This is a genomic window from Micromonospora sp. NPDC047134, from assembly GCF_040643455.1.
Lineage (GTDB): Bacteria > Actinomycetota > Actinomycetes > Mycobacteriales > Micromonosporaceae > Micromonospora.
Map to the genome: position 1 here is coordinate 177,797 of NZ_JBEYUI010000004.1, position 23,995 is coordinate 201,791.

19 protein-coding genes are annotated in these 23,995 nt (G+C 70.9%); 8 read left to right on the top strand and 11 right to left on the bottom strand.

Features of this window, described 5'->3' with window-relative positions:
• Positions 1 to 82: 82 nt before the first annotated feature.
• From ABZ795_RS08045 to rsgA, 3 genes are all read right to left on the bottom strand, one after another.
• Entirely contained in the window at positions 83 to 559 is a 477-nt protein-coding gene (locus ABZ795_RS08045) for a Rieske (2Fe-2S) protein (protein WP_327024967.1), read from the bottom strand.
• Between the two features lie 119 nt (positions 560 to 678).
• On the bottom strand, positions 679 to 3,666 hold the full coding sequence (gene uvrA, locus ABZ795_RS08050; protein ID WP_357529782.1) for an excinuclease ABC subunit UvrA: 2,988 nt from the start codon (positions 3,664 to 3,666) through the stop codon (positions 679 to 681).
• A gap of 179 nt (positions 3,667 to 3,845) precedes the next feature.
• Complete coding sequence (gene rsgA / locus ABZ795_RS08055) at positions 3,846 to 4,859, bottom strand: ribosome small subunit-dependent GTPase A (protein ID WP_357529783.1); 1,014 nt, start codon at positions 4,857 to 4,859, stop codon at positions 3,846 to 3,848.
• Between the two features lie 167 nt (positions 4,860 to 5,026).
• Here rsgA and ABZ795_RS08060 point away from each other — a divergent pair, with 167 nt between their 5' ends.
• Positions 5,027 to 5,743 (top strand): maleylpyruvate isomerase family mycothiol-dependent enzyme, encoded by a 717-nt coding sequence (locus tag ABZ795_RS08060; protein ID WP_357529784.1) that lies wholly within the window; start codon positions 5,027 to 5,029, stop codon positions 5,741 to 5,743.
• Positions 5,744 to 5,749: 6 nt separating this feature from the next.
• The gene (locus ABZ795_RS08065) at positions 5,750 to 6,403 is read left to right on the top strand and encodes an MBL fold metallo-hydrolase (protein ID WP_327024963.1); all 654 of its coding nucleotides are present in this window, start codon (positions 5,750 to 5,752) and stop codon (positions 6,401 to 6,403) included.
• A 19-nt stretch (positions 6,404 to 6,422) separates the two neighbouring features.
• Here ABZ795_RS08065 and ABZ795_RS08070 read toward each other — a convergent pair whose 3' ends face one another.
• Positions 6,423 to 7,031: a VTT domain-containing protein gene (locus tag ABZ795_RS08070; protein WP_327024962.1), complete on the bottom strand. Its 609-nt coding sequence runs from the start codon at positions 7,029 to 7,031 to the stop codon at positions 6,423 to 6,425.
• Between the two features lie 236 nt (positions 7,032 to 7,267).
• Between ABZ795_RS08070 and ABZ795_RS08075 the strand changes: the two genes are divergently transcribed.
• Positions 7,268 to 7,471, top strand: coding sequence for a cold-shock protein (locus tag ABZ795_RS08075; RefSeq protein WP_327024961.1), 204 nt, complete (start codon positions 7,268 to 7,270; stop codon positions 7,469 to 7,471).
• A 73-nt stretch (positions 7,472 to 7,544) separates the two neighbouring features.
• On the opposite strand, the gene ABZ795_RS08080 is transcribed toward ABZ795_RS08075, so the two are convergent.
• Both ABZ795_RS08080 and ABZ795_RS08085 read right to left on the bottom strand, forming a co-directional pair.
• A complete protein-coding gene (locus tag ABZ795_RS08080) occupies positions 7,545 to 9,227 on the bottom strand; it encodes a CocE/NonD family hydrolase (RefSeq protein WP_327024960.1) in 1,683 nt (560 codons plus the stop codon).
• Between the two features lie 6 nt (positions 9,228 to 9,233).
• Positions 9,234 to 9,752: a MarR family transcriptional regulator gene (locus tag ABZ795_RS08085; protein WP_327024959.1), complete on the bottom strand. Its 519-nt coding sequence runs from the start codon at positions 9,750 to 9,752 to the stop codon at positions 9,234 to 9,236.
• Positions 9,753 to 9,957: 205 nt separating this feature from the next.
• Between ABZ795_RS08085 and ABZ795_RS08090 the strand changes: the two genes are divergently transcribed.
• Positions 9,958 to 12,045 (top strand): MMPL family transporter, encoded by a 2,088-nt coding sequence (locus tag ABZ795_RS08090; protein WP_357529785.1) that lies wholly within the window; start codon positions 9,958 to 9,960, stop codon positions 12,043 to 12,045.
• Here ABZ795_RS08090 and ABZ795_RS08095 read toward each other — a convergent pair.
• Together ABZ795_RS08095 and ABZ795_RS08100 are read right to left on the bottom strand one after the other, a co-directional pair.
• On the bottom strand, positions 12,039 to 12,935 hold the full coding sequence (locus tag ABZ795_RS08095; protein WP_357529786.1) for a transglycosylase SLT domain-containing protein: 897 nt from the start codon (positions 12,933 to 12,935) through the stop codon (positions 12,039 to 12,041). The two genes, ABZ795_RS08090 and ABZ795_RS08095, sit on opposite strands and share 7 nt — an antisense overlap.
• Before the next feature lie 38 nt (positions 12,936 to 12,973).
• Entirely contained in the window at positions 12,974 to 14,368 is a 1,395-nt protein-coding gene (locus tag ABZ795_RS08100; RefSeq protein WP_357529787.1) for a VTT domain-containing protein, read from the bottom strand.
• Between the two features lie 130 nt (positions 14,369 to 14,498).
• Between ABZ795_RS08100 and typA the strand changes: the two genes are divergently transcribed.
• Both typA and ABZ795_RS08110 read left to right on the top strand, forming a co-directional pair.
• Positions 14,499 to 16,367: a translational GTPase TypA gene (gene typA, locus ABZ795_RS08105; RefSeq protein WP_357529788.1), complete on the top strand. Its 1,869-nt coding sequence runs from the start codon at positions 14,499 to 14,501 to the stop codon at positions 16,365 to 16,367.
• Between the two features lie 79 nt (positions 16,368 to 16,446).
• On the top strand, positions 16,447 to 17,322 hold the full coding sequence (locus ABZ795_RS08110) for a serine hydrolase (RefSeq protein WP_357529789.1): 876 nt from the start codon (positions 16,447 to 16,449) through the stop codon (positions 17,320 to 17,322).
• Positions 17,323 to 17,326: 4 nt separating this feature from the next.
• Here the strand turns inward: ABZ795_RS08110 and ABZ795_RS08115 are convergent, their stop codons facing one another.
• Positions 17,327 to 18,325, bottom strand: a complete 999-nt coding sequence (locus ABZ795_RS08115) for a TerC family protein (protein ID WP_357529790.1) — start codon at positions 18,323 to 18,325, stop codon at positions 17,327 to 17,329.
• A gap of 229 nt (positions 18,326 to 18,554) precedes the next feature.
• Between ABZ795_RS08115 and ABZ795_RS08120 the strand changes: the two genes are divergently transcribed.
• Positions 18,555 to 18,848, top strand: a complete 294-nt coding sequence (locus tag ABZ795_RS08120) for an antibiotic biosynthesis monooxygenase family protein (protein ID WP_357529791.1) — start codon at positions 18,555 to 18,557, stop codon at positions 18,846 to 18,848.
• Between the two features lie 185 nt (positions 18,849 to 19,033).
• On the opposite strand, the gene ABZ795_RS08125 is transcribed toward ABZ795_RS08120, so the two are convergent.
• The gene (locus ABZ795_RS08125; RefSeq protein WP_327024951.1) at positions 19,034 to 19,888 is read right to left on the bottom strand and encodes a helix-turn-helix transcriptional regulator; all 855 of its coding nucleotides are present in this window, start codon (positions 19,886 to 19,888) and stop codon (positions 19,034 to 19,036) included.
• A 113-nt stretch (positions 19,889 to 20,001) separates the two neighbouring features.
• Complete coding sequence (uvrB, locus tag ABZ795_RS08130) at positions 20,002 to 22,110, bottom strand: excinuclease ABC subunit UvrB (protein WP_327024950.1); 2,109 nt, start codon at positions 22,108 to 22,110, stop codon at positions 20,002 to 20,004.
• Between the two features lie 300 nt (positions 22,111 to 22,410).
• Between uvrB and ABZ795_RS08135 the strand changes: the two genes are divergently transcribed.
• A complete protein-coding gene (locus ABZ795_RS08135; RefSeq protein WP_357529792.1) occupies positions 22,411 to 23,994 on the top strand; it encodes a hypothetical protein in 1,584 nt (527 codons plus the stop codon).
• Position 23,995: the final 1 nt, after the last annotated feature.

Here is a 23,995-nt window from a genome sequence, read left to right on the forward strand (position 1 = left end):
GGGACAACCCCGGCCACGGCCGCGCTGGATCCGCACTCTTGAGCCGGTGGGTCGTCTCGTCGACGGCCCACCGGCCGGCGTTTCAGGCCAGGGAGATCTGGTCGCCGGAGACCTTGACCTCCTTGGCGGCCAGCGGGGCCTGGGCGGGACCGGACTTGACCGAGCCGTCCTCGATCGAGAACCGGCTGTTGTGGCAGACACAGTTGATCGTGCCGCCCTCGACCGTCGTCACGTTGCACCCCTGGTGGGGGCACTTGGGGTCGAAACCACGGAACTCCCCCGGCGAGGGCTGGGTGATCACGATCCCCGGGGCGGACAGGATCGCACCCCCACCGACCGGGATGTCGCTGGTCCGGGCCAGGGACTGGCTGTCCTGCCGGCCACCCCCGCCCGCATCGCCGGTGTTCGTCACCTGCGGACCCGGGCTGGTGGTGGTCGCGCCCTCGTCGTCCCCGCCGCCGCAGGCGGCCAGCATCGCCGCCGCGCCGGCCGCACCCGCACCGGCCAGCAGGGCCCGCCGTGTCCGTACCGGCCTGGCCGCCACCTGGTCGTCAGTCATCCCGCACCCTCCTCGGCTACCACCGTGCATGATTCGTGCTCAGGTTTTCTCAACCCGCACCACTCTGCCTGGCGGTTCACCCGATCGACCACCCGGCGGTGTCTACGCGGAGCATCCGGTCAGCCGGCCGCGACGCTCTTTCGTCCGGCCCGCGCCTTGGTCCCGGCCGCCGCCTTGGTTCCGGTCGACTTGGTCCCGGTGGTCTTGGTGCCGTTGGCCTTGGCCGCGCGGGCGGTGGCCGCCGCCGCGCCCTGGGCCGTGCCGTCGAGCTTGAGCACGGTACGCAGGAACTGCCCGGTGTGGCTCTCGGTGACCTCGGCGACCTCCTCCGGGGTGCCGGTGGCCAGCACGGTGCCGCCCCGGTGACCCCCCTCGGGGCCCATGTCGATCAGCCAGTCGGCGCTCTTGATCACATCCAGGTTGTGCTCGATGGTGATCACCGTGTTGCCCTTGTCGACCAGCCCCTCCAGCACCATCAGCAGCTTGCGGATGTCCTCGAAGTGCAGGCCGGTGGTCGGCTCGTCGAGCACGTACACCGTCCGTCCGGTGGAGCGCTTCTGCAACTCGGAGGCGAGCTTGACCCGCTGCGCCTCACCCCCGGACAGGGTCGGCGCGGGCTGGCCCAGCCGGACGTAGCCCAGGCCCACGTCGACCAGGGTCTTGAGGTGCCGGTGGATGGCCGGGATGGCGGAGAAGAACTCCGCCGCCTCCTCGATCGGCATCTCCAGTACGTCCGAGACGGTCTTGCCCTTGTAGTGCACCTCCAGGGTCTCCCGGTTGTACCGGGCCCCCTTGCAGACCTCGCACGGCACGTACACGTCCGGCAGGAAGTTCATCTCGATCTTGATGGTGCCGTCGCCGGAGCAGGCCTCACAGCGGCCACCCTTGACGTTGAAGGAGAACCGGCCCGGCCCGTACCCCCGCACCTTGGCCTCGGTGGTCTCGGCGAACAGCTTGCGGACGTGATCCCAGACCCCGGTGTAGGTGGCCGGGTTGGACCGGGGGGTACGCCCGATCGGGGACTGGTCGACGCCGACGACCTTGTCCACGTTCTCCAGCCCGGAGACCCGGGTGTGGCGGCCGGGCACCAGCCGGGCGCCGTTGATCTGGTTGGCCAGTACGGCGTACAGGATGTCGTTGACCAGGGTCGACTTGCCGGAGCCGCTGACCCCGGTCACCGCGATCAGCTGGCCCAGCGGGAAGCTGACCGTCAGGTTGCGCAGGTTGTGCTCCCGGGCACCGTGCACCACCAGCTCCCGGCCCGGGGTCTGCGGCCGCCGACCCTTCGGGGTCGGAATCTCCCGCCGACCGGACAGGTAGGCCCCGGTGATCGACTCCGAGTTCTCCAGCAGGGCCGGCACCGAGCCGCTGTGCACGATCCGCCCACCGTGCTCCCCCGCGCCCGGCCCGATGTCGACGATCCAGTCGGCGGTACGGATGGTGTCCTCGTCGTGCTCCACCACGATCAGGGTGTTGCCCAGCCCGCGCAGCCGGACCAGGGTCTCGATCAGCCGGTGGTTGTCGCGCTGGTGCAGACCGATGGAGGGCTCGTCCAGCACGTACAGCACACCGACCAGCCCGGAACCGATCTGGGTGGCCAGCCGGATGCGCTGCGCCTCACCACCGGACAGGGTGCCGGCGGGACGGTCCAGGGAGAGGTAGTCCAGACCGACGTCGAGCAGGAACCGCAACCGGGCGTTGATCTCCTTGAGCACCCGCTCGGCGATCAACTTCTGCCGGTCGGTCAACTCGATGCCGGCCAGCAGGTCGGCACACTCACCCACGGACAGGTTGCACACCTCGGCGATGCTGCGTCCGGCCAGGGTGACGGCGAGCACCTCGGGCTTGAGCCGGGCCCCGCCACAGGCGGCACACGGCACGTCGCGCATGTAGCCCTCGTACTTCTCCCGGGACCACTCGCTCTCGGTGTCGGAGTGCCGGCGCTCGATCCACTGCACCACCCCCTCGAAGCCGGTGTAGTACGACCGCTCCCGGCCGTACTTGTTGCGGTAGCGCACATGCACCTGGTCGCCGGAGCCGTGCAGGATGGTCTTCTGCGCCCTCGACGGCAACGCCCGCCAGGGGGTGTCGATGTCGAAGTGCTCGGCCTCGCCGAGGGCCTCCAGCAGGCGCAGGAAGTATTCCAGGTTGTGCCCGGTGGCCCAGGGCTGGATCGCCCCCTCACGCAGGGTGCGTTCCGGGTCGGGGATGAGCAGCTCCGGGTCGACCTCCTTCTTGGTGCCCAGGCCGGTGCACTCCGGGCAGGCACCGTACGGGGCGTTGAAGGAGAAGACCCGGGGCTCCAGGTCCTCGATCGCCAGGGGGTGGTCGTTGGGGCAGGCCAGGTGCTCGGAGTAGCGTCGTTCCCGCTCCGGGTCGTCCTCGGGCACGTCGACGAAGTCGAGCAGGACCAGACCGCCGGAGAGCCCCAGCGCCGCCTCGACGGAGTCGGTCAGCCGCTGCTTGGCGCTGGGCTTGACGCTGAGCCGGTCGATCACCACCTCGATGGTGTGCTTCTCCTGCTTCTTCAGCTTCGGCGGGTCGGTGAGCTGGTGCACCACCCCGTCGACCCGGGCCCGCGCGTACCCCTTGGCCTGGAGTTCGCCGAACAGGTCGACATACTCACCCTTGCGTCCGCGGACCACCGGAGCCAGCACCATGAACCGGGTGCCCTCGGCCATCGCCAGGACCCGGTCGACGATCTGCTGCGGGCTCTGCTTGGAGATCCGCTCACCGCAGACCGGACAGTGCGGCTCCCCGATCCGGGCGAACAGCAACCGCAGGTAGTCGTAGACCTCGGTGATGGTGCCGACCGTGGAGCGGGGGTTGCGCGAGGTCGACTTCTGGTCGATCGACACCGCCGGGCTCAGTCCCTCGATGAAGTCGACATCCGGTTTGTCCATCTGGCCGAGGAACTGCCGGGCGTACGACGACAGCGACTCGACGTACCGGCGCTGCCCTTCTGCGAAGATCGTGTCGAAGGCCAGGCTCGACTTGCCCGACCCGGACAGCCCGGTGAACACGATCAGGGCGTCCCGAGGGAGGTCGAGGCTGACGTCACGCAGGTTGTGCTCGCGTGCGCCACGAATGATCAGACGGTCGGCCACGGTCGATGTGCTCCCGGGTGAGGATGACGAGGAGGATCTGTCCGCTTCGGGGGTTGACCCAGCGGTTGTGCCGGCGCGGAGAAGGCGCCCCGGCAACTGTAGACCCGCCCTACGACAACCACCCCCCGCCACACAACCCCACCCCTCGCCTCCACCCCACGGCGAGGGGGTGGGGTGGGTCAGTGGGGGCGGCGGGGGCGGGTGGTGCGGCGGTGGGTTTCGTGGGTCATCTCGCGGTGCAGGCGGCGCCAGTTCTGCCAGCGGCGGGTGGAGAGGTCGCCGCTGGCCAGGGCGGCCTGCACGGCGCACCCGGGCTCGGCGTCGTGGCCGCAGTCGCCGTACCGACAGCCGGTGGCGAGGTCGGCGATGTCGCTGAAGGCCCGATCCAGGCCGGCGGCGCCGTCGAGCAGACCGACCGCCCGCACCCCGGGGGTGTCCAGCACGGTGCCGCCACCCGGCAGCGGCACCAGGGCCCGCCAGGTGGTGGTGTGCCGGCCCTTGCCGTCCACCCCACGGATCGACTGGATCGGCATGACCACAGCCCCGACCAGCGCGTTGACCAGGCTCGACTTGCCGGAGCCGGAGGGCCCCAGCAGGCCCAGGGTCGCACCCGGGGCCACCTCGGCGCGCAACCGTGCCAGGCCGCTGCCCGTCTCGGCGCTGACCGGCAGCACCGGCACCCCGGGGGCCAGGGCCGCCAACTGATCGGCCACCGCCGCCGGGTCGGCGGCCAGGTCGGTCTTGGTGAGTACGACCAGGGGCCGGGCGCCCGACTCGTGCACCAGGGAGAGCAGCCGCTCGATGCGGGCGGCGTTCGGCGTGGGGTGCACCGGCTCCACCACGGCGGCGATGTCCAGGTTGGCGGCCAGCAGTTGACCGCTGGCGTCCTTGCCGGCGGTGCGCCGGATCAGGGCGGTACGCCGGGGCAGCACCCCCTCCACGGTCACCCGCGCGTCGGGCCAGGTGCCCAGCAGCACCCAGTCGCCCACCCCGGGCAGTCGGGTGGGGTCGCCGACGGCGGCGGCCAGGACGGCACCGGAGCAGGAGGCGCGGGTCGGCCCCTGCTCGGTGAGTACGATGCAGAATCCCCGGTCGACCCGGGCCACCCGGCCGGGACGGTACGGGGTGTGGATACGACTCAGGTACGCCGCTCGGTCGGTGTCCCAACCCAGGGCGGTAAGGGTGATGTTCACGTCTCCTCGTTCAGGGTCGCTGCGGGTGATACAGGGGTGCGGTGACCGGCATGACCACCACCTCCTCCGCTCCGGCGCCGCGAACCTCCTCACGGTAGGAGGGGTGGCGCCGAGCCGGTAGCGAATTCCCCGGCGACTCGACCGGCACGGCGGGCTAGGGTCGAACCGTGACCCGGGACCCCCTGCTGTTGAGCGGTGATGTGGACGACGCCACGACCCGCCTGCTGCGCACGGCGGCACGCTTCGACGCCACCGATCTGGCGCAGGACTGCCTGCTGCCGGGGTGGACCCGCGGGCACCTGCTGGCCCACCTGTCCCGCAACGCCGACGCCCTGGTCAACGCCCTCACCTCGGCCCGCACCGGCGACCTGGTCCCGATGTACCCCAGTGAGGAGGCCCGGGCCGCCGGCATCGAGGCCGGGGCCTTCCGCTCGCCTCAGGAGCACCTGGACGATCTGCGCCGCAGCGCCGACCGGTACGCCGAGGCGGTCGCCGCGATGCCGGTGCCGGCCTGGTCGGCCACCGTGCAGACCCGGCGTGGTCCCCTGCCGGCCGCCGTGCTGGTCTGGCGTCGGCTGCGGGAACTGGAGGTCCACCATGTCGACCTGGCCGCCGGTTACCGCCCACAGGACTGGTCACCGAGCTTCGCGCACCGGCTGCTGCACGAGGTGGTCACCGATCTCGGCGAGCGCGATCGGGTGCCGCCGCTGGTGCTGCACTTCGACGGCGGCAGTCACGAACTCGTCATCGGTGACCGGGCCCAGGCGCCGGTCGTCTCCGGTCCGACGGTCGAGGTCGCCGCGTGGTTGACCGGCCGCAGCCCAGGTACCACCCTGACCGTCACCCCCGATGGTCAGCTACCCGACCCACCGGAATGGATCTAGCCAGAGATGACCTACGACGGAGCAGTCACCCCCGGCGGCCCACCAGCGGTACGCGAACTCGACCGGCTGACCATCACCAAGGTGTCGGTCGGGCCGATGGACAACAACGCGTACCTGCTGCGCTGCCGTGACACCGGCGAGCAGGTGCTGATCGACGCGGCCAACGAGGCACCCCGGCTGCTGGAACTGATCGGTGACGCCGGGCTGACCGCGGTGGTCACCACCCACCAGCACATGGACCACTGGGTGGGGCTGGAGGAGGTCGTCGCCAAGACCGGTGCCCGCGCGCTGGTGCACGCCGACGACGCGGCCGGGCTGCCGATCGAGGCGCAGACCCTGGCCGAGGGCGACACCGTACCGGTCGGCGACTGTGCCCTGGAGGTCATCCACATCAAGGGGCACACCCCGGGTTCGGTGGCGCTGCTCTACCGCGACCCGGCCGGCGTCCCTCACCTTTTCACCGGGGACAGTCTCTTCCCGGGTGGCGTGGGCAACACCGACCAGGATCCGGAGCGCTTCGCCGCCCTCATCGACGATGTGGAGCACAAGCTGTTCGACCGGCTCCCGGACGAGACCTGGTTCTACCCGGGCCACGGGCGGGACTCCACCCTGGGTGCGGAGCGCCCCCAGCTGGGTGAATGGCGGGCCCGGGGCTGGTGACCCGGGGGATGGTCGGAGGTCAGCCGGTCACCGCACGCAGCCGGCGTCGGGTGCCGAGCAGCACCACGGCGGCCAGCACCAGACCTCCGACCATCGTGACCAGCAGCGGGCTCGTACCGCTGGGCAGCAGCCCGGCCAGGGACCGCGAGGCGGTGCCCACCGCCAGGTAGAGACCGGCCCAGGCGCCCGCGCCGAGGGCCGCGAACCCGAGAAACCGTGGGTACGACATGCGCAGGCCGCCCGCCGCCAGCGGCAGCAGCGCGTTGAACACCGGCAGGAAGGGCGCTACCAGCACCAGTCGACCACCGTTGCGGCGCAGGATGCGTTCGGCGGCCACCCAGCGGGGCTCGCCGACCCAGGCACCGAACCGGCTGTGCCGCAGCCGCTCGCCCCAGTGTCGGCCGACGAGGAAGGTCATGGACCAGCCCACCAGGCATCCGGTGACCACGGCGACGAAGGTCGCCAGGCCGGTGCTGGGCGTTCCGACGGCCACCGCGGCGAGCACGGCCACGTCACCGGGGACCAGGACCCCGAACAGTGGCACCGCGTCGAAGAGCATGACCACCCCGAGCAGGGCCATCAGGCCGGCGATGGGTAACTCTCCAACCTGGGCCAGCTCGTCTGCCATACCCCGTACGCTATGGCCTGATCACCACCACGGACATCAGATTTCCACCCGACATTGCCCCGGATTCACCTCCGGGGCCTCCCTGAACCCTCGGGGAGCGGATTGTGCCGACGCCTCGCCGACACCTCAGGCGCTTCACCCGGCAAATCTGCATTTCACCGGCTAATGTCGGGAAAGTATCGGACGATCACCGGCATGTGACCGGGGGTCGTCTGCTGGACAGGGAGAGAGAACGCATGGCAACCGGCACCGTGAAGTGGTTCAACTCGGAAAAAGGCTTCGGATTCATCGAGCAGGACGGCGGCGGACCCGACGTGTTCGTCCATTACTCGGCGATCGCCAGCAGTGGCTACCGGGAGCTGAACGAGGGTCAGAAGGTCGAGTTCGACGTGACCCAGGGACAGAAGGGTCCGCAGGCGGACAACGTCCGTCCGCTGTAACCGGTGTCGGTGGCGGCGGTCGGGACCGACCGCCGCCACCCGTAACCCGAGCTTTCCGGACCGTCGGATGCCCTTATCCGTCGGTCGAAGGCTGTGCGGCGGACCCGACGATCGGGAGGACCACTGCGGAGGGACGCTCCGGATCGTGCAGGATCTCCCGATAGCCACCCCGCAAGGTCACGGCCGCCCCGAGGGGTTCCCCGGTGCCCGGGTTGCGGGCGTACCGAGGATGGGCCCCGCCGGAGACCTGGAGCCGCAGCCGGTGCCCGACGGCGAACCGGTGGGCCACCGGCCACATCTGCACCGTGACCGCCACCGTGCCGGAGCCGTCGGCCGGCAACCGCTGCGGATCGACCCGGACCAGGCCGTCGCAGATGTTCCAGGATCGCCCCTGCCGGTCCACGTCGCACAGTCGCACGAACACATCGAAGTAGTCGAGTTCACTGCGTACATGAATCTGTGCGCGTACCGGCCCGATCACCTCCAGCGGGCTGGTCAACGGCTCGCTGGTCCAGGTCAGCACGTCGGGCCGGGCCTCCACGGGCCGGTTGTCGACCGCTCCGGCCCGCTGGGCCACCAGCAGCGCACCCCCCAGGGAGGGGGTCGGATCCGCCGGGTCGTAGAAGAATCCGTCCGGCGAGGACGGCACCGGCGGGCAGGTACGCAGGGCCGAGTGCGGATGCAGATACCAGTCGGTGGTCTGCGCCGAGGGCGGCCAGTCCGGCAGGTCACGCCAGCCGCCGCCGACCCCACCGACGTGTACCCGCACCGGGCCGTCCGTCGGCTGCGTGGCGCCTCGGTCGATGTCGTCGGTCGGCAGGTGGGTGCCGAGCCAGCCCAGGCCCTCGCGCAGGGCCGCGACGTACAGTCCGGGGCTGCCGTGGGTCCACGGCCCGATGATCAGCCGGGGCTGGGCGCCCCGGGCCCGCAACGCGGTGTAGTCGCTCAACTGGGCCGGCAGGAAGATGTCGTGCCAGCCGCTGACCATCGCCACCGGCGCCCGCACCAGGTCCAGCCGGTCGTCGAAGACCCGGGCACGCCAGTAGTCCGCCTGCGGGGTGTGGTGGCGCAGCCACTGCTGGAAGAACGGGACGGTGACCCCGGTGGCCACCCGGTCGGCCTCCACCAGCGGCAGGTGGGACAGGGCGGCGAGCAGTCGGGGCTGGCCCCGTTTGAGTTCCCACTGCCGGGCCAGCCACGGCACGGTCTGCGCCTGCAGCAACTCCACCCAGGTCAGGACGGTGTCCAGGGCGAAGGACTCCCCGGCGTAGGTGGAGTCACGGGTGGAGGAGGCGGTGGCCACCGCCACCATGGCCCGCATCTCCTCCCCCGCGTCGGCGGCCAGGGCCCACTGCACGAAGCCCTGATAGCTGGCGCCGAACATGCCGAAGGCGCCGCACCACCACCGTTGCCGGCGCATCCAGTCGAGGGTGTCCAGCCCGTCCTCGCGCTCGTGGACGAAGGGATCGAAGACTCCGCCGGAGCCACCGGTGCCCCGACAGGACTGGATGACCACATGGAATCCCTGCTCGGCGGCGATCCGGCAGAGCAGCCGCATCGGCCCGCCCCGGCCGTACGGGGTCCGGATCAGCACGGTGGGGGCCTGGGCCAGGGCGGGGGCGTAGTGGTCGGTGCGCAGGATCACCCCGTCCCTGGCCCGGACCGGGATGTCCCGGGTGACGGTGATCCTTCGGGTACGGGCCCGGGGCAGCCGCAACGCGACCCCGGCGAGTCGGGAGGCCAGCCGTTCCAGCACGGGCCCTCAACCCGCCCGATGCCGTGGGGGTGGGGTGGGCCGGGCGTCGCGCACCGCGTCGCGGTGTTCCCGCAGGGACACCCCCATGGCGGTGATGAACCGGTACACGACTTCCAACTCCTCGTCCTGGAACTCGTCCATCACCACATCGGTGCGCTGACCGAGGGGGCGGAAGAAGTCCCGGGCGACCGTGGCCCCCTGCTCCGCGTAGTGCAGCAGCACCTTGCGCCGATCGGTGGTGTCCCGGTCGCGCCGCAGGTGCCCGGCGCGTTCCAGCCGGTCGATCAGGGCGGTGACGGAGCCCGAGGAGAGGTCCAGGTGCTCGGCCAGTCGACCGGGGGTGATCGGCTCGCCGGACAGCTCGGCGTCCATCACGGCGATCAACGCTTGCAGGTCGGTGCCGTTGAGGCCGTGTTGACCGGCGAAGGCGTGCCCGACGTGCTGGGCCTCCACGCAGTAGCGCCGCAACTCGGCGGTGATCTCCGCGACCAACATCTCCCGCCGGGTTTCACGCCGCCGGTACATCCCGTGCCCTGCCACGTCGCGCCGCTTCCCTCCCGAGGCCTCCGGATGCGCAGCATAGCCCAGACCGCGTCATCTCTCGACAGCCAAGATACTCGAAGGACGAGAGCTGTTGCGCGTCGTTTCTTGATAAGCAAGAATCTCGACAATCAAAATATCGGCTCCCTCGGCGGGAGCCGGACCGAATCCAACGACCGGAGCGCCGAGCATGTCTCTGTTCACCCGTGTCGCCCGCAGCCGTCGGGCCGCATGGCTCACCGTCGCCGTGGCCGTCCTCGTCGGCGTGGCCGTCTTCGGGCTACCCATACCCAGCAACCCGGCACCGGTCTCCGCCACCGGCCTGTCCGAGCAGTGGCAGTCCACCCAGGTGGAACGCCTCCAGCGGGAACTACCCGCCAGCGGCGTCCAGCCGGCCGTCGTGGTGGTCAGCCGCGACGACGGCGCCCCGCTGACCGAGGCCGACCGGGCGGCGATCACCGAGGGCACCGGCGGGCTGCGCCAGTTGGCCGTCGGCGGGCAGGTGGCCCCGCCGCAGCTGTCCCCGGACAACACCGTGGCCCTGGTGGCCGTACCCCTGGACAGCACCGGCGGCCAGGAGGTCGTCGCCGACCGGGTGGCCGAGGTGCGCTCCGCCCTCAGCGGCTTCCCCGGGGACCTGACGGTCGAGGTGACCGGCCCACCGGCCTTCACCGCTGACCTGACCAAGGTCTTCGAGGGCGCGGACGTCACCCTGCTGCTCTTCACCGCCGCCGTCGTGGCCGTGCTGCTGCTGGTCACCTACCGCAGCCCGGTGCTGTGGCTGGTGCCCCTGGCCGTCGTGGCCGCCACCGAACAGATCACCCTGCGGGCCCTGGAAACGATCATTCCGGCGGTCGGCATCAACTTCGCCGGCGGCGCCGTCACCGGCATCGCCAGCGTCCTGGTCTTCGGCGCGGCCACCAACTACGCCCTGCTGCTGATCGCCCGCTACCGGGAGGAACTACGCCGGGAGGAGGACCGCTTCACCGCGATGCGGGCCGCCCTGCGGCGTACCGCCGAGCCGATCCTGGCCAGCGGCAGCACGGTCATGCTCGGCGTACTCACCCTGCTGCTGAGCGAGCAGGAGACCAACCGTGCCCTGGCCGTGGCCTGCGCCACCGGCATCCTGCTCGCCATGGCCTCGGCCCTGTTCGTCCTGCCCGCCGCCCTGGTCCTGCTGGGACGCCGACTGTTCTGGCCCTTCGTGCCCGCCGCCGGCAGTGTCGGCCGAGAGGGCCGGATCTGGGGGGCCCTCGGCTCTGCCGTGATCCGTCGCCCGATCCCGGTGGCGGTGCTGGCCACCCTGCTGCTCGCCGGGCTGGCCCTCGGTGGCCTCGGCATCCGCACCGGGCTGTCGGAGACCGAGCAGTTCCGGGTGAAGCCGGAGGCCGTCGCCGGGGCGCAGACCCTGGCCCGCGCCTTCCCGGCCGGAACCACCCAGCCGCTGGCGGTGATGACCAACCCGGCCGCCGTGCCGGCGGTCACCGCAGCCGCCGCCGAGGTGCCCGGGGTGGCCTCCGCCCGACCCGGCCCGGCCGGTGCCGAGGTGGCCCAGGTCGATGTGGTCCTCGAAGCCGAGCCGGGCACCGAGGCCGCCAACCAGACCCTGGAGCGGCTGCGGGACACCGTCGGCGCCGTCGACAATTCGGCACCACCGGCCGTGGCCGGAATCGAGCAGCCCTCCGGAGCGGTCGTCGGGGGCACGGTCGCCGGCCGGTACGACTCCGCCGCCGCCGACGCCAAGGACCTGCGGCTCATCCTGCCGCTGATCCTGCTACTCGTCGGGGCCGTGCTGGTCCTGCTGCTGCGCGGCCTGCTGGCCCCGGTGCTGCTGGTGGCCACGGTCGTCGCCTCGTACTTCGCCAGCCTCGGCGGAGCCTGGTTGATCTTCGAGTACGTGTTCGACTTCCCGGCGATGGACACCGGGGTGCCGCTGCTGGCCTTCGTGTTCCTCGTAGCCCTCGGGGTCGACTACAACATCTTCCTGGTCACCCGGGCCCGGGAGGACGCCCGCAGCACCGACACCCGCCAGGGCATGCTCTCCGCCCTCCGGGTCACCGGCGGGGTGATCACCAGCGCCGGCATCCTGCTCGCGGCGGTCTTCGCCGTGCTCGGGGTCCTGCCGCTGATCACCCTGACCCAGATCGGGATCATCGTCTGCCTCGGGGTCCTGCTGGACACCCTGCTGGTCCGTACGGTCGTCGTGCCGGCCCTGGCCTTCCTGCTCGGTGAGCGGTTCTGGTGGCCGGGTCGGATCGCCCCCGAACCGACTCAGTAGCCCAGGCAGACGCACTCCGTCATCAGGGCGCGCACGTTACGCACGTAGCTCGGGTTGGGGATGGCCAACGGCTGCCCCTCCCGAGCTACCGCGTGGTGACCGTAGTTGTAGGCGGCGATGATCGCGTTGAGCAGGCAGGAGTTCAGCTCACTGCTGCACAGATCGGTGTCCAGGCGGTAGTCGGCGTCGAAGTACATGTCGCCGATGTACTTGGTGAGCCAGGCCAGGTAGGTGGCCCCCAGGTAGGCGTTGTCCCGGTGGTCCCACACGTCGTGGTTCTGGCCGAACCGCTGGTTCATCCAGGTAGCCGTGTCCGGCATGACCTGCATCAGGCCGATGCCGCCGTCACAGGCGACGATGTGGGACTGCCAACCGCTCTCCTGCCAGGCGGTCGCCTTGATCAGATTGGCCGGGATCCGGATGTCCGGCGCCGAGGTAGGCCAGTAGGTGCGGCCCGCGGCCTCGGTCAAGGCGGCCTTGACCTGCGCCCGGCTGGCCTCCTCGCCCTTGTAGCTGGGTTTGCAGCCGCTCGGGGCGGGCTTCGGCGGCGCCGGCGGTACCTTCGTCTCCGTCGGCGGCTCCGGCACCGCGCGGGGAGCCGTGCTGGTACGCCGGGGCTTCGGCGGCGCCTTCGTCGTCGCCTTCGCACTGGGCCGGGTGCTGGCCTTCGGCGCGGCACCCAGCGACTCCACCGCCTCCGGTGTCGGGCTCGGCTCGCCTGGGGTGGCCGAAGTGCTCGGCTCCACCACGGACGCCGGCTCCTCCTCGGGCAGGGCCACCGGGGCCGGCAGCTCGCCGGCCGGAGGGTCCACCCTGGCGCATCCGCCCCCGGCGACCAGCAGCGCACCCACCACCAGTGCCGCCGTCAACCGGCTGACCTTGCGCCCCATCCGGGCCCCCTTCGGCAGTCACGAACCGCCGCCGCACCCTAACAACTATCGACCGGCGCGGTGGTCCCGTGCGGACCCCGCCGCTGCTCAGGTGGGTTACCGGTGGCCACCGCACGGTCTCGGGTGGCCCAGGCGACCATGAACACCGCGGTCCACGCCGCACCCAGCGACACCGCGGCCAGGGTGCCGCTGGCCGTACTCAATCCCAGGTACAGGCGGGCGCCACCGATGCCGACCACTCCGGCCACGGCTGCCGTCCACAGCGCCACCGCCACCGGCCACCTCGCCTGGCGGGACAGCAGCCAGGCCAACATGCACAGACTGGCCGCCACCACGGCGTTCTGGGTCCAGATCTGCGCCACCGGGCCCTCGGCCACCAACTCGGTCACCACCGCCAGGACCACCAGGGGTACGAAGGCGCCGACCGTGCCGACCACACTGAGCAGGTCACCCCGCCAGGGCCGGTGCCGAAAGGCCTGCACCCCGGCCACCACCGCCACCAGCACGATCAACGCCGACCCCCGCAGCACGGTCACGCCGAGCTGGGCCACCTCGACCGCCCCGGGGGTACGCCGGGCGGCGAACCAGCTTCCGATCGCACCGTCGATGAGGGCCAACCCACTGTGCCGTACCGCCGCCCGCATCGTCCCGGTGATCGCCAACGCGACCACGAACAGCAGTCCCACCCCGGCGGTCAGATTGGCCAGCAACGCCCAGGTCGGCCCGAAACGCATACTGAGCAGGAAGAACAGCAGCCCGTACCGGGCCGACAACCAGCGCACCGGGGGCAGTCGGGCGGCCCGCACCAGCAACGCCCGTACCGGATCGGGGTTGCGGCCCAGCCACCGGCCGCCCAGCACCACGGCGACCAGCGCGGCCACCAGGACCAGCACCGCCCCGGTCGCCCGACCCAGCAACCGGGACACCGTGTGGTACGACTCACCCGCCAGATGTCCCACCAGGACCGAGCCACCCACCCAGGTGATCACCCCGGCCAGGTTCCACGGCGCGAACCGCCGGTACGGCATACCGGCCGCCCCGGCCAGCCGGGGCACCAGGGTACGGGCGAAGGCCACCCAGCGGGCGGTGAAGACCCCCCGACCCCCCATCCGTACGACCATGGCGTCCGCCCGGGCCCACCGGTGCGCCCCCATCCGGGCGCCCCACCGACTGGCCCGCAGCCGTGGCCCGTAACGCCGACCGGCCCGGAAGGCCACCGTGTCGCCCGCGGCGGCCGCCAGAATCATCACCAGCAGAGCCGGTCCGAGTCGGAGGGTGCCGGTGTAAGTGAGGAAACCGACCAGCAGCAGAGTGGCCTCCCCCGGCGCGACCAGGCCGATGATCACCCCGGTCTCCGCGGCCACCACCAGCGCCGCCACCACGTAGATCAGCCAGGATGGTAGGTGTTGCAGCGAACTCAGCAGTTCATGCACGCCGGCCCCCCGGGGTCACCTCAGCAAGGCTGCCCCGTAAGTGTGACAGCGCCGACATGTGGCGCAGCGCACTACGCCACCGGCGACCCCGACGCGGCATAGGCTCGGCACAGGCGGGAGGATGGAACTCATGCAGCTTCGCACCGACCTCCGCAACGTCGCCATCATCGCTCACGTCGACCACGGCAAGACCACCCTGGTCGACGCCATGTTGCGGCAGGCCGGCGCCTACGGCGCCCGGGGCGAGGTGACCGAGCGGGTGATGGACTCGATGGACCTCGAACGGGAAAAAGGCATCACCATCCTGGCCAAGAACACCGGCGTGCGCTACCTGCCCGCGGACGGCTCCGACCCGGTCACCATCAACATCATCGACACCCCCGGCCACGCCGACTTCGGCGGCGAGGTGGAGCGTGGGCTGACCATGGTCGACGGGGTGGTGCTGCTGGTCGACGCCAGCGAGGGCCCGCTACCGCAGACCCGGTTCGTGCTCCGTAAGGCCCTCAAGGCCCGGATGCCGATCATCTTGGTGATCAACAAGGTGGACCGTCCGGACGCCCGGATCAAGGAGGTCGTCGACGAGGCGTACGAACTCTTCCTCGACCTGGACGCCGACGAGTCACAGATCGACTTCCCGATCGTCTACGCCTGCGCCCGCGACGGCATCGCCTCCCTGACCCAGCCCGCCGACGGCTCCGTGCCGCAGGACAGCACCAGCCTGGAACCTCTGTTCCGGACCCTGCTGGACACCATCCCGCCGCCCGCCTACGACGAGCAGGCGCCCCTTCAGGCCCACGTCACCAACCTCGACGCCTCCCCCTTCCTCGGCCGGCTGGCCCTGTGCCGGGTCCGGCAGGGCACCATCGCCAAGGGGCAGACCGTGGCCTGGTGCCGCACCGACGGCAGCACCCAGCGGGTACGCATCTCCGAACTGCTGATGACCGAGGGCCTGGAGCGCAAGCCCGCCGACTCGGCCGGGCCGGGCGACATCATCGCGGTCGCCGGCATTCCGGAGATCATGATCGGCGAGACCCTGGCCGACGCGGAGAACCCCCAGCCGCTGCCCCTGATCACGGTCGACGAGCCGGCCATCTCGATGACCATCGGCACCAACAACTCGCCGCTGGTCGGTCGGGTCAAGGGCGCCAAGGTCACCGCCCGGATGGTCAAGGACCGCCTGGACAAGGAACTCGTCGGCAACGTCTCACTGCGGGTGCTGCCCACCGAACGCCCGGACGCCTGGGAGGTGCAGGGCCGAGGTGAGCTGGCGCTGGCCATCCTGGTCGAGCAGATGCGCCGCGAGTCCTTCGAACTGACCGTCGGCAAGCCCCAGGTGGTGACCCGGGAGATCGACGGCAAGACCTGTGAGCCGGTGGAGCGGCTGACCATCGACGCCCCGGACGAGTACCTGGGCGCGATCACCCAGCTGCTGGCCACCCGCAAGGGCCGGATGGAGCAACTGGTCAACCACGGCACCGGCTGGATCCGGATGGAGTGGCTGGTCCCGGCGCGCGGTCTGATCGGCTTCCGCACCGAGTTCCTCACCGAGACCCGGGGCACCGGCATCCTGCACCACGTCTTCGAGTCCTACGAGCCCTGGTTCGGCGAGCTGCGTACCCGCAACAACGGCTCGCTGGTCGCCGACCGCTCCGGCAGCGTCACCGCGTTCGCGATGACCAACCTCCAGGAACGCGGCCAGCTCTTCGTCGAGCCCGGCACCGAGGTGTACGAGGGCATGATCGTCGGGGAGAACTCCCGCTCGGACGACATGGACGTCAACATCACCAAGGAGAAGAAGCTCACCAACATGCGCTCGTCGACCGCCGACGAGACCGAGAAGCTGATCCCGCCTCGCAAGCTGTCGCTGGAGCAGGCCCTGGAGTTCTGCCGCGAGGACGAGTGCGTCGAGGTCACCCCGGCCGCCGTACGCATCCGCAAGGTGACCCTGGACCAGACCCAGCGGGCCCGCGCCACCGCCCGCCGCAAGCACGCCGGCTGACCCCGCCCGTTTCAGGGAAGGGCCCCTTCACCTCACCAGGGGTGGAGAAGGGGCCCTTCCTTTCCGTTACCCTCGGCGGGTGATCTTCGAGGGGTGGGCGGCACGGCTCGACGCGGTGCCGGGGACCATCTCGGTGTACGCCGGCGCCCTGGACGCCCCGCCCGCCTGGACCCGCCACCCCGAGGCCACCCACTACGCGGCGAGCACGATGAAACTGGCCGTGCTCGCCGCACTGCACCGGGTCGCGGAGAACGGTGGACCCGACCTGGACACCCCGATCGAGGTGACCGACCGGTTCACCTCGGCCGCACCGGACGCCGCCGGCTTCTCCTGCGCCCGGGAGTACGACAACGACAGCCTGGTCTGGGAGCGACTCGGCCGGCGGGTGTCACCCCGGTGGCTGGCCGAGCGGATGATCGTACGGTCCAGCAACCTCGCCACGAACCTGCTCATCCAGCAGGTCGGGCTGGCCGCCGTGGCGGAGGTCTGGGCGTGTGTCGGCGCCCGGCACAGTGTCACCGGACGCGGCATCGAGGACTTCGCCGCCCGGGAGGCCGGGATCAGCAACCTGGTCACGGCCGCAGACCTGGCCGCCCTGCTCGACGCCATCGCCACCGGAGCCACCCGGGCCGGAACACTGGCCTCGCCGGCCGGGTGCGCGGCGATGCTGGAGGTCCTCTGCGCCCAGCAGATCCGGCAGGACATCGCCGAGGGACTTCCCGCCGGCACCCGCCTGGCCCACAAGAACGGCTGGGTACGCGGGGTCCGGCACGGCGCGGCCGTGGTCTTTCCCGATGACGCCGCCCCGTACCTGCTCGTGGTCTGCACCACCACCCCGCTCGGCGAGCACCAGCGCAGCACGGAGGCCGACATCGAGGCGCGCCGCCTGATCGCCGACATCTCGGCCGGGGTCTGGCAGGCCCGCCACGACCTGACCGCCACCGACCCGCGCTGAGTCCTCAGCTCTTTGTTGTCGCCGGTTCCCGTCGTCGGTCCCGGGAGGACTTGGCCAGGCTGACCACGGTCGCCACCGCCAGGGTCACCACGATCACCAGCAGGGACAGCCAGGTCGGAATGTGCGGTGCCCAGCCCACCGGCTCGCCCCCGTTGAGGAAGAACAGCCGGTTCTCCGCCAACGCCTCCAGGACCAGCTTGACCCCGATGAATCCGAGCACCACGGCCAGGCCGTAGCTCAGGTAGATCAGCCGGTTCAGCAGGCCACCGAGCAGGAAGTACAGCTGCCGCAGCCCCATCAGCGCGAAGACGTTGGCGGTGAAGACCAGGTACGGCTCATGGGTGATGCCGAAGATCGCCGGGATGGAGTCCAGGGCGAAGATCAGGTCGGTGGTCCCGATCGCGGTCATCACGATGAGCATCGGGGTGACCTTCCACCGGCCCTGCTCCCGGGCGGTCAATCGGGCCCCGTGGTAGTCCCGGGAGATCGGCAGGGCCCGACGACTCCACCGGATCAGCACATTCTCCTGGAACTCCTCCTCCGCCGACTCGCCCTGCCGGGCCAGGTTGATCCCGGTGTAGATCAGGAAGACGCCGAAGATGTAGAGCACCCAACTGAACTGGGAGATCAGCGCGGCCCCGGCCGCGATGAAGCCACCCCGCATGACCAGCGCCAGCACGATCCCCACCAGCAGCACCTTCTGCTGGTACTGCCGGGGCACCGCGAAGCGCGCCATGATGATCATGAAGACGAAGAGGTTGTCGACCGAGAGGCTGTACTCGGTCAGCCAGCCGGTGTAGAACTGCCCGGCCACACTCCCCCCGGCGGTGGCCCAGAGCCCGACGCCGAAAAGCAGGGCCAGCCCCACGTAGCAGGCCACCCAGAGACTGGACTCACGCACGCTCGGCTCATGCGGGCGCCGGCCGATGATGAACAGGTCCACCAGGAGCACCCCGGCCAACACGACAAGCGTGACGACCCACACGAGTCCGGACACCTCCACAGTCTCGTCCCCACCCCACCCCCCAGCAACACACCACCGCACACCCACCCAGCTCACCCACCCTAGGCTTCCTAGGAGGCTAGGCGCCACCCACCCCGCACCCCCTGATCGCCCCGTTGATCATGAGGTTGACGGCGAAGTTGATCACCCTGACTGCCGCTAACCTCATGATCAACGGGGTCAAGGGGGTGGGTGGAGGGGGTGGGGTGGGGCGTGGCAGGCTGCGGGGATGGTTCTTGAGGTTGCGTTGATCGATGTGGTGCCGGGTCAGGAAGACGCCTTTGCCGCCGCGTACGCCGAGGGGCATCCGGTGTTGGCGAGCACCCCGGGCTGCCGCTCGGTACGGATGACCCGGGGGATCGAGTCGCCCTCCCGCTTCGTGCTGCTGGTCGAGTGGGACTCCGTCGAGGCGCACGAGCAGAACTTCCGGGCCAGCGAACGGTTCCTCCGGTGGCGGGAGTTGATCGGGCCGTACTTCGCCAGCCCGCCCCGGGTCGAGCACTTCGTGGACGTGCCGGCCTAGCCGGGCACGAACGGCTCCGGCGCCGGGCCCACACGCAGGCGCCGGCCCCGCATCGTCCGGGGCCGGCGCTTTTTGTCGTACCCCTGTTCTAGCCTGCGCCTCGCGTCGGCACCGCTTCCCGACGGCTACGGGGGCGCCGGGCCGGTGCCGACGCGCCCACGCTCACCGCGCCGACGCGCCCGCCCCTACCCGTCCAGCCAGCCGGCCAGCACCTGAGCCGTCTCCTGTTCGGGCAGCGCCGCCTCCAACAGCCGATGGGTCATCCGCTCGTACCGGTCGACGTCCGTCGCGGTGGTCAGCCGCACGTCCGTGGTCAGCGCCTCCAGCATCACCGTCCGCGGATCCGCCGGATCCGGGAAGGAGTAGCAGGAGTACGGGGTCAGCGGCAGCGGCCCGACCTCCGACCCGTTCGGCAGCAACCGGATCGTCACATGCGGCAGCTCGGTCAGATCCAGCAGGTGGCGTACCTGCTCCCGCCAGACCTCGACCGGGTCACCGGCCCGCTCGCAGGCCGCCCTGGTGATCAGCGCCGTGTAGTGCGGCGGCTCTATCCGGCGCAGCACCGCGTGCCGGGCGGACCGGGCCCGCAGGTCGGACTCCACATCCACCTCGGGATCGATGAGCTGACCGGCGGCGATGCGCAGCCGGGCGTACGCCGAGGTTTGCAGCAGGCCCGGCACCACGCAGGGCTGGTATTCCACGATGCCCGCCGCCCCGGCTTCGAGTTCGGCGTAGGTGCGCTGCCGTACCCCCATCTCGCCCAGCGCCTTCCACCAGCCTCGGCTGGTGGCGGCGTCGCGGGCGATGACGATCAAGGCGTCGCGCTGGGAGGGCGGCACCTGGTAGACGTCGAGCAGATCCAACACGTCGGCCAGATCGGGACGACTCTGCCCCAACTCGATGCGGGACAGCTTGGAGGTGGAGGCCCAACCCAGCCGGTCACACACCTGTTCCAGGGTCAGTGTCTCTCGGCGCCGAAGCTGTCGCAGCTCCGCTCCGAGCCGCGCTCGTCGAATGACCGGACTCGTTGGCAACGGCATCCCCGCCTCCCCACCGAGGGAGAGTACGCACGACGATCACCCAGCGCAATAGGATGCTCGCATTCCGCTATTCTCCCGGGCTGGAACAGCTCATCGCGAGAAGGCCACCCGGATCACCGCACCCCGGCCGCGTCCATCCCCCGCAACTCCTTCTTCAGCTCGGAGACCTCGTCGCGGATCCGGGCGGCCAGCTCGAACTGAAGCTCTCGCGCGGCGGCCAGCATCTGGTCGTTGAGTTCCTGGATGAGCTGCGCCAACTCGGCCCGCGCCATGCCCTCCCGGGCGGGGGTGGCGGCACCGGCCCGGCCCCGACTGCGGGTCTCCTTGACCGGCGCTTTGCCTCGGGACAGCTGCCGCACCGCCCCGCCGACCCGGGTGGCCTCGGTGTCCTCCGCCTCCCGGTAGATGTCATCGAGGATGTCGTGGATCTTCTTACGCAGGGGTTCGGGGCTGATGCCGTGCGCCTCGTTGTGCGCGATCTGCTTGGCCCTGCGCCGGTTCGTCTCGTCGATCGCGTTCGCCATCGACGGGGTGATCTTGTCGGCGTACATGTGCACCTGGCCGGAGACGTTACGCGCGGCCCGGCCGATGGTCTGGATCAGCGATCGGCCGCTGCGCAGGAAGCCCTCCTTGTCCGCGTCCAGGATGGCCACCAGGGAGACCTCCGGCAGGTCCAGGCCCTCCCGCAGCAGGTTGATGCCGACCAGCACGTCGTAGTCGCCCCGGCGCAGCTCACGCAGCAGCTCCACCCGGCGCAGGGTGTCCACCTCGGAGTGCAGGTAGCGCACCCGGATGCCGTTCTCCAGGAGGTAGTCCGACAGGTCCTCGGCCATCTTCTTGGTCAGGGTGGTGACCAGGACCCGCTCGTCGCGCTCGGTCCGCAACTTGATCTCGTGCATCAGGTCGTCGATCTGGCCCTTGGTGGGCTTGACCACGACCTCCGGATCCACCAGGCCGGTCGGCCGGATCACCTGCTCGACGAACTCCCCCTGGGAGTGTTCCAGCTCCCAGGTCCCCGGGGTGGCCGACAGGAAGACCATCTGCCCGACCCGCTCCAGAAACTCGTCGAACCGCAGGGGCCGGTTGTCCGCGGCGCTGGGCAGCCGGAAACCGTGGTCGATCAGCATCCGCTTGCGGGAGGCGTCGCCCTCGTACATGCCGCCGATCTGCGGAATGGTGACGTGCGACTCGTCGATCACGGTGAGGAAGTCGTCCGGGAAGTAGTCGAGCAGGCAGTGCGGTGGGCTGCCCGGCAACCGGCCGTCGATGTGCATCGAGTAGTTCTCGATGCCGGAGCAGAAGCCGACCTGCCGCATCATCTCGATGTCGTACGTGGTGCGCATCCGCAGCCGCTGCGCCTCCAGCAGCTTGCCCTGGCGATCCAGCTCGGCCAGCCGCTCGGCCAGCTCGGTCTCGATGTCGCGGATGGCCCGTTCCATCCGCTCCGGCCCGGCCGCGTAGTGGGTCGCCGGGAAGATCAGCAGGTGGTCCACCTCGCGCACCACGTCACCGGTCAGGGGGTTGAGGTAGTAGAGCTTCTCCACCTCGTCACCGAACAGCTCGATGCGTACGGCCAGTTCCTCGTACGCCGGGATGATCTCCAGGGTGTCGCCACGCACCCGGAAGGTGCCGCGCTGGAAGGCCATGTCGTTGCGGGTGTACTGGATGTCGACCAGGCGGCGCAGCAACTGGTCGCGATCCAGTTCCTGGCCGACGGCCACCCGCACCGCCCGATCCAGGTATTCCTCCGGGGTGCCCAGCCCGTAGATCGCCGACACGGTGGCCACCACCACCACGTCGCGGCGGGTCAGCAGCGACATGGTCGCCGAGTGCCGCAGCCGCTCCACCTCCTCGTTGATCGAGGAGTCCTTCTCGATGTAGGTGTCGGTCTGCGGAATGTACGCCTCGGGCTGGTAGTAGTCGTAGTAGGAGACGAAGTATTCCACCGCGTTGTCCGGCAGCAGCTCGCTGAACTCCTTGGCCAGCTGCGCACAGAGGGTCTTGTTGGGCGCCAGCACCAGGGTGGGACGCTGCAACCGCTCGATCAACCAGGCCGTGGTGGCGCTCTTGCCGGTGCCGGTCGCGCCGAGCAGCACGGTGTGTCGGTCGCCCCGGCGCACCCGCCGTTCCAGATCGTCGATCGCGGCCGGCTGGTCGCCGGCCGGCTGGAACTCGCTGATGACCTGAAACCGGCCGTCCAGCCGGGGAATGTCGAGCGCCATGTCGTCCACGGTACGCGGGGGGCCCGACAGTTCGCGGTGACTACGCCCCGCAGGTGACCGGCCTCAATATTCGCATTGTGTGGTTCTTCTCACCCGGCTACCCTTCTTTGCGTAGGCCGCTCGCGGCGGCCGTCCGGGGTCGGTGGCGGGCCACAGGTCATGCCGCCCCCGGCGCAGTGGGTAGCAGCACCCAGATTTGTGGCGTGCGCACCCGACGTGGTCGCGCGGACGACGCGCTGACCGGCCGCCGCGAGCGCCCCTATGTCGTCACCCCACCCCGGTCCACGGCGTTCATCCTCCGTGGAGAACAGCTCACGACCACTGCCCAGCGGCCGAGCCGACCGCCGACATCGCGCCGGTTCCCGCCGCCACCGTGCCGTCCTCAATCTGGACCGCCCCGGCCTGGATACCGGCCAGCCGGAACAGACCGGCCCGGATGCCGACCAGCCAGACCGACCCGGGCCAGGGCTGCCGGGCCTGGCGGGGCTGTCTGACCGACTGCTCGACCCGGTGGCCGAGGAGGAGGACCTCGCCGGTGCCGACGAGGAGGCCGAGGAGGCCCGGCAGAGGTTCGCCCGGCGCCGCCGACTGACCCTGACCGGGCTGGCGCTCACCGCCGGACTCTCGGCCGTCCTGCTGGTGCTGACCCTGCTCAACTGGGTTCCCCAGGAGCCGGCCAGCCGTCCGTTGACCTCGGCCGAACGGGGCCGGCTGGCGGTGATGCGGGTGACCAACCAGCGCGACCTGCGGGCCGGGTTGCAGGTCACGATCGGCCGTGGCGGCGACCGCACCGACCTGCTCGGTTGGGTCGACTGGGCCCGCCGGTTGGTCTACGTCGACGTGGGCGGAGCCGGGGCGGGGGTGCTGCGGGGCCTGGCGCAGGCCACCCCCACCGTACTGATGTCCCGGCCCGATCCCACCGCGGTGCCGGCACCGGCGATGCCGCCCCTCATCCCACCGGTCGACGGCTGGCGGGTGGCCCCGGACCAGCGGCTGACCCCACTGCTGGCCATGATCTTCGCGCTGACCGCCGACCGTCCGGACCCGGTAGACGAGACTTCGGGCCGGTGGGTCGGCCGGGAACGACAGCACGGGGAGAACCTGGACATCCTGGAGGCCCCCTGGCCGGGCCCCGAACCGGCCGAGGCCACCCGCTACTTCCTGGACCCCGACGGGAGGCTGCTCCGGCTGGAGGCCATGATCGCCCCGGTCGGGCCGGTCACCGTACACCTGAATCGGGTGGATCGGCCGACCCTGCGGCCGGTCGACGCGCTGGGGGGCCGCCCCGGCCTGCCCCGCGCCCTCAACTCGGCCGAGCGGGACCGCTGGCGGGGGCTGCCCGCCCGGTTGCGGGCCGCCGGTGGCGCCACCCTCACGGTGACCGTACCGGCCTCGGCCGACACCAACCTGCGGGGCCGCGGCTGGTTGAGCTGGACCTCCAACACGGCCTACCTGGGGGTCACCGACCTGGACGCCGAGGGCACCCGCACCCTGGTACGCCGAGAGGGCGGCAAAGTCACCCGGGTCGACACTGCGGCGCCGGGGGACCCGGCGGACCCACCGCCCCTGCCACCACCGGGCTCCGGTTGGCGGGGCGGAGCGCACCGCGCTCAGGCACTGGACCCCCTGGTGGCCCGGGCCCTGCGGGCGGCCCGCGGCAGCGGCCCCTCCGGCACCCCCCGCCGGGTACGCGGCGACAACCTGACCGGCAGCGTGGTCGACGTCATCGAGGTCGGCAGCGGATCGGGTAGGACCCGGTACTGGGTGGACCGGTCCGGTCTGCTGCGCCGACTGGAACTGCCGACCCCGGGCGGCGCCTGGGCCCAGTTGGACCTGAAACCCGGCCGGGTCCCGTCGATTCCCAAGCCGACCAAGGCCCGCTGAC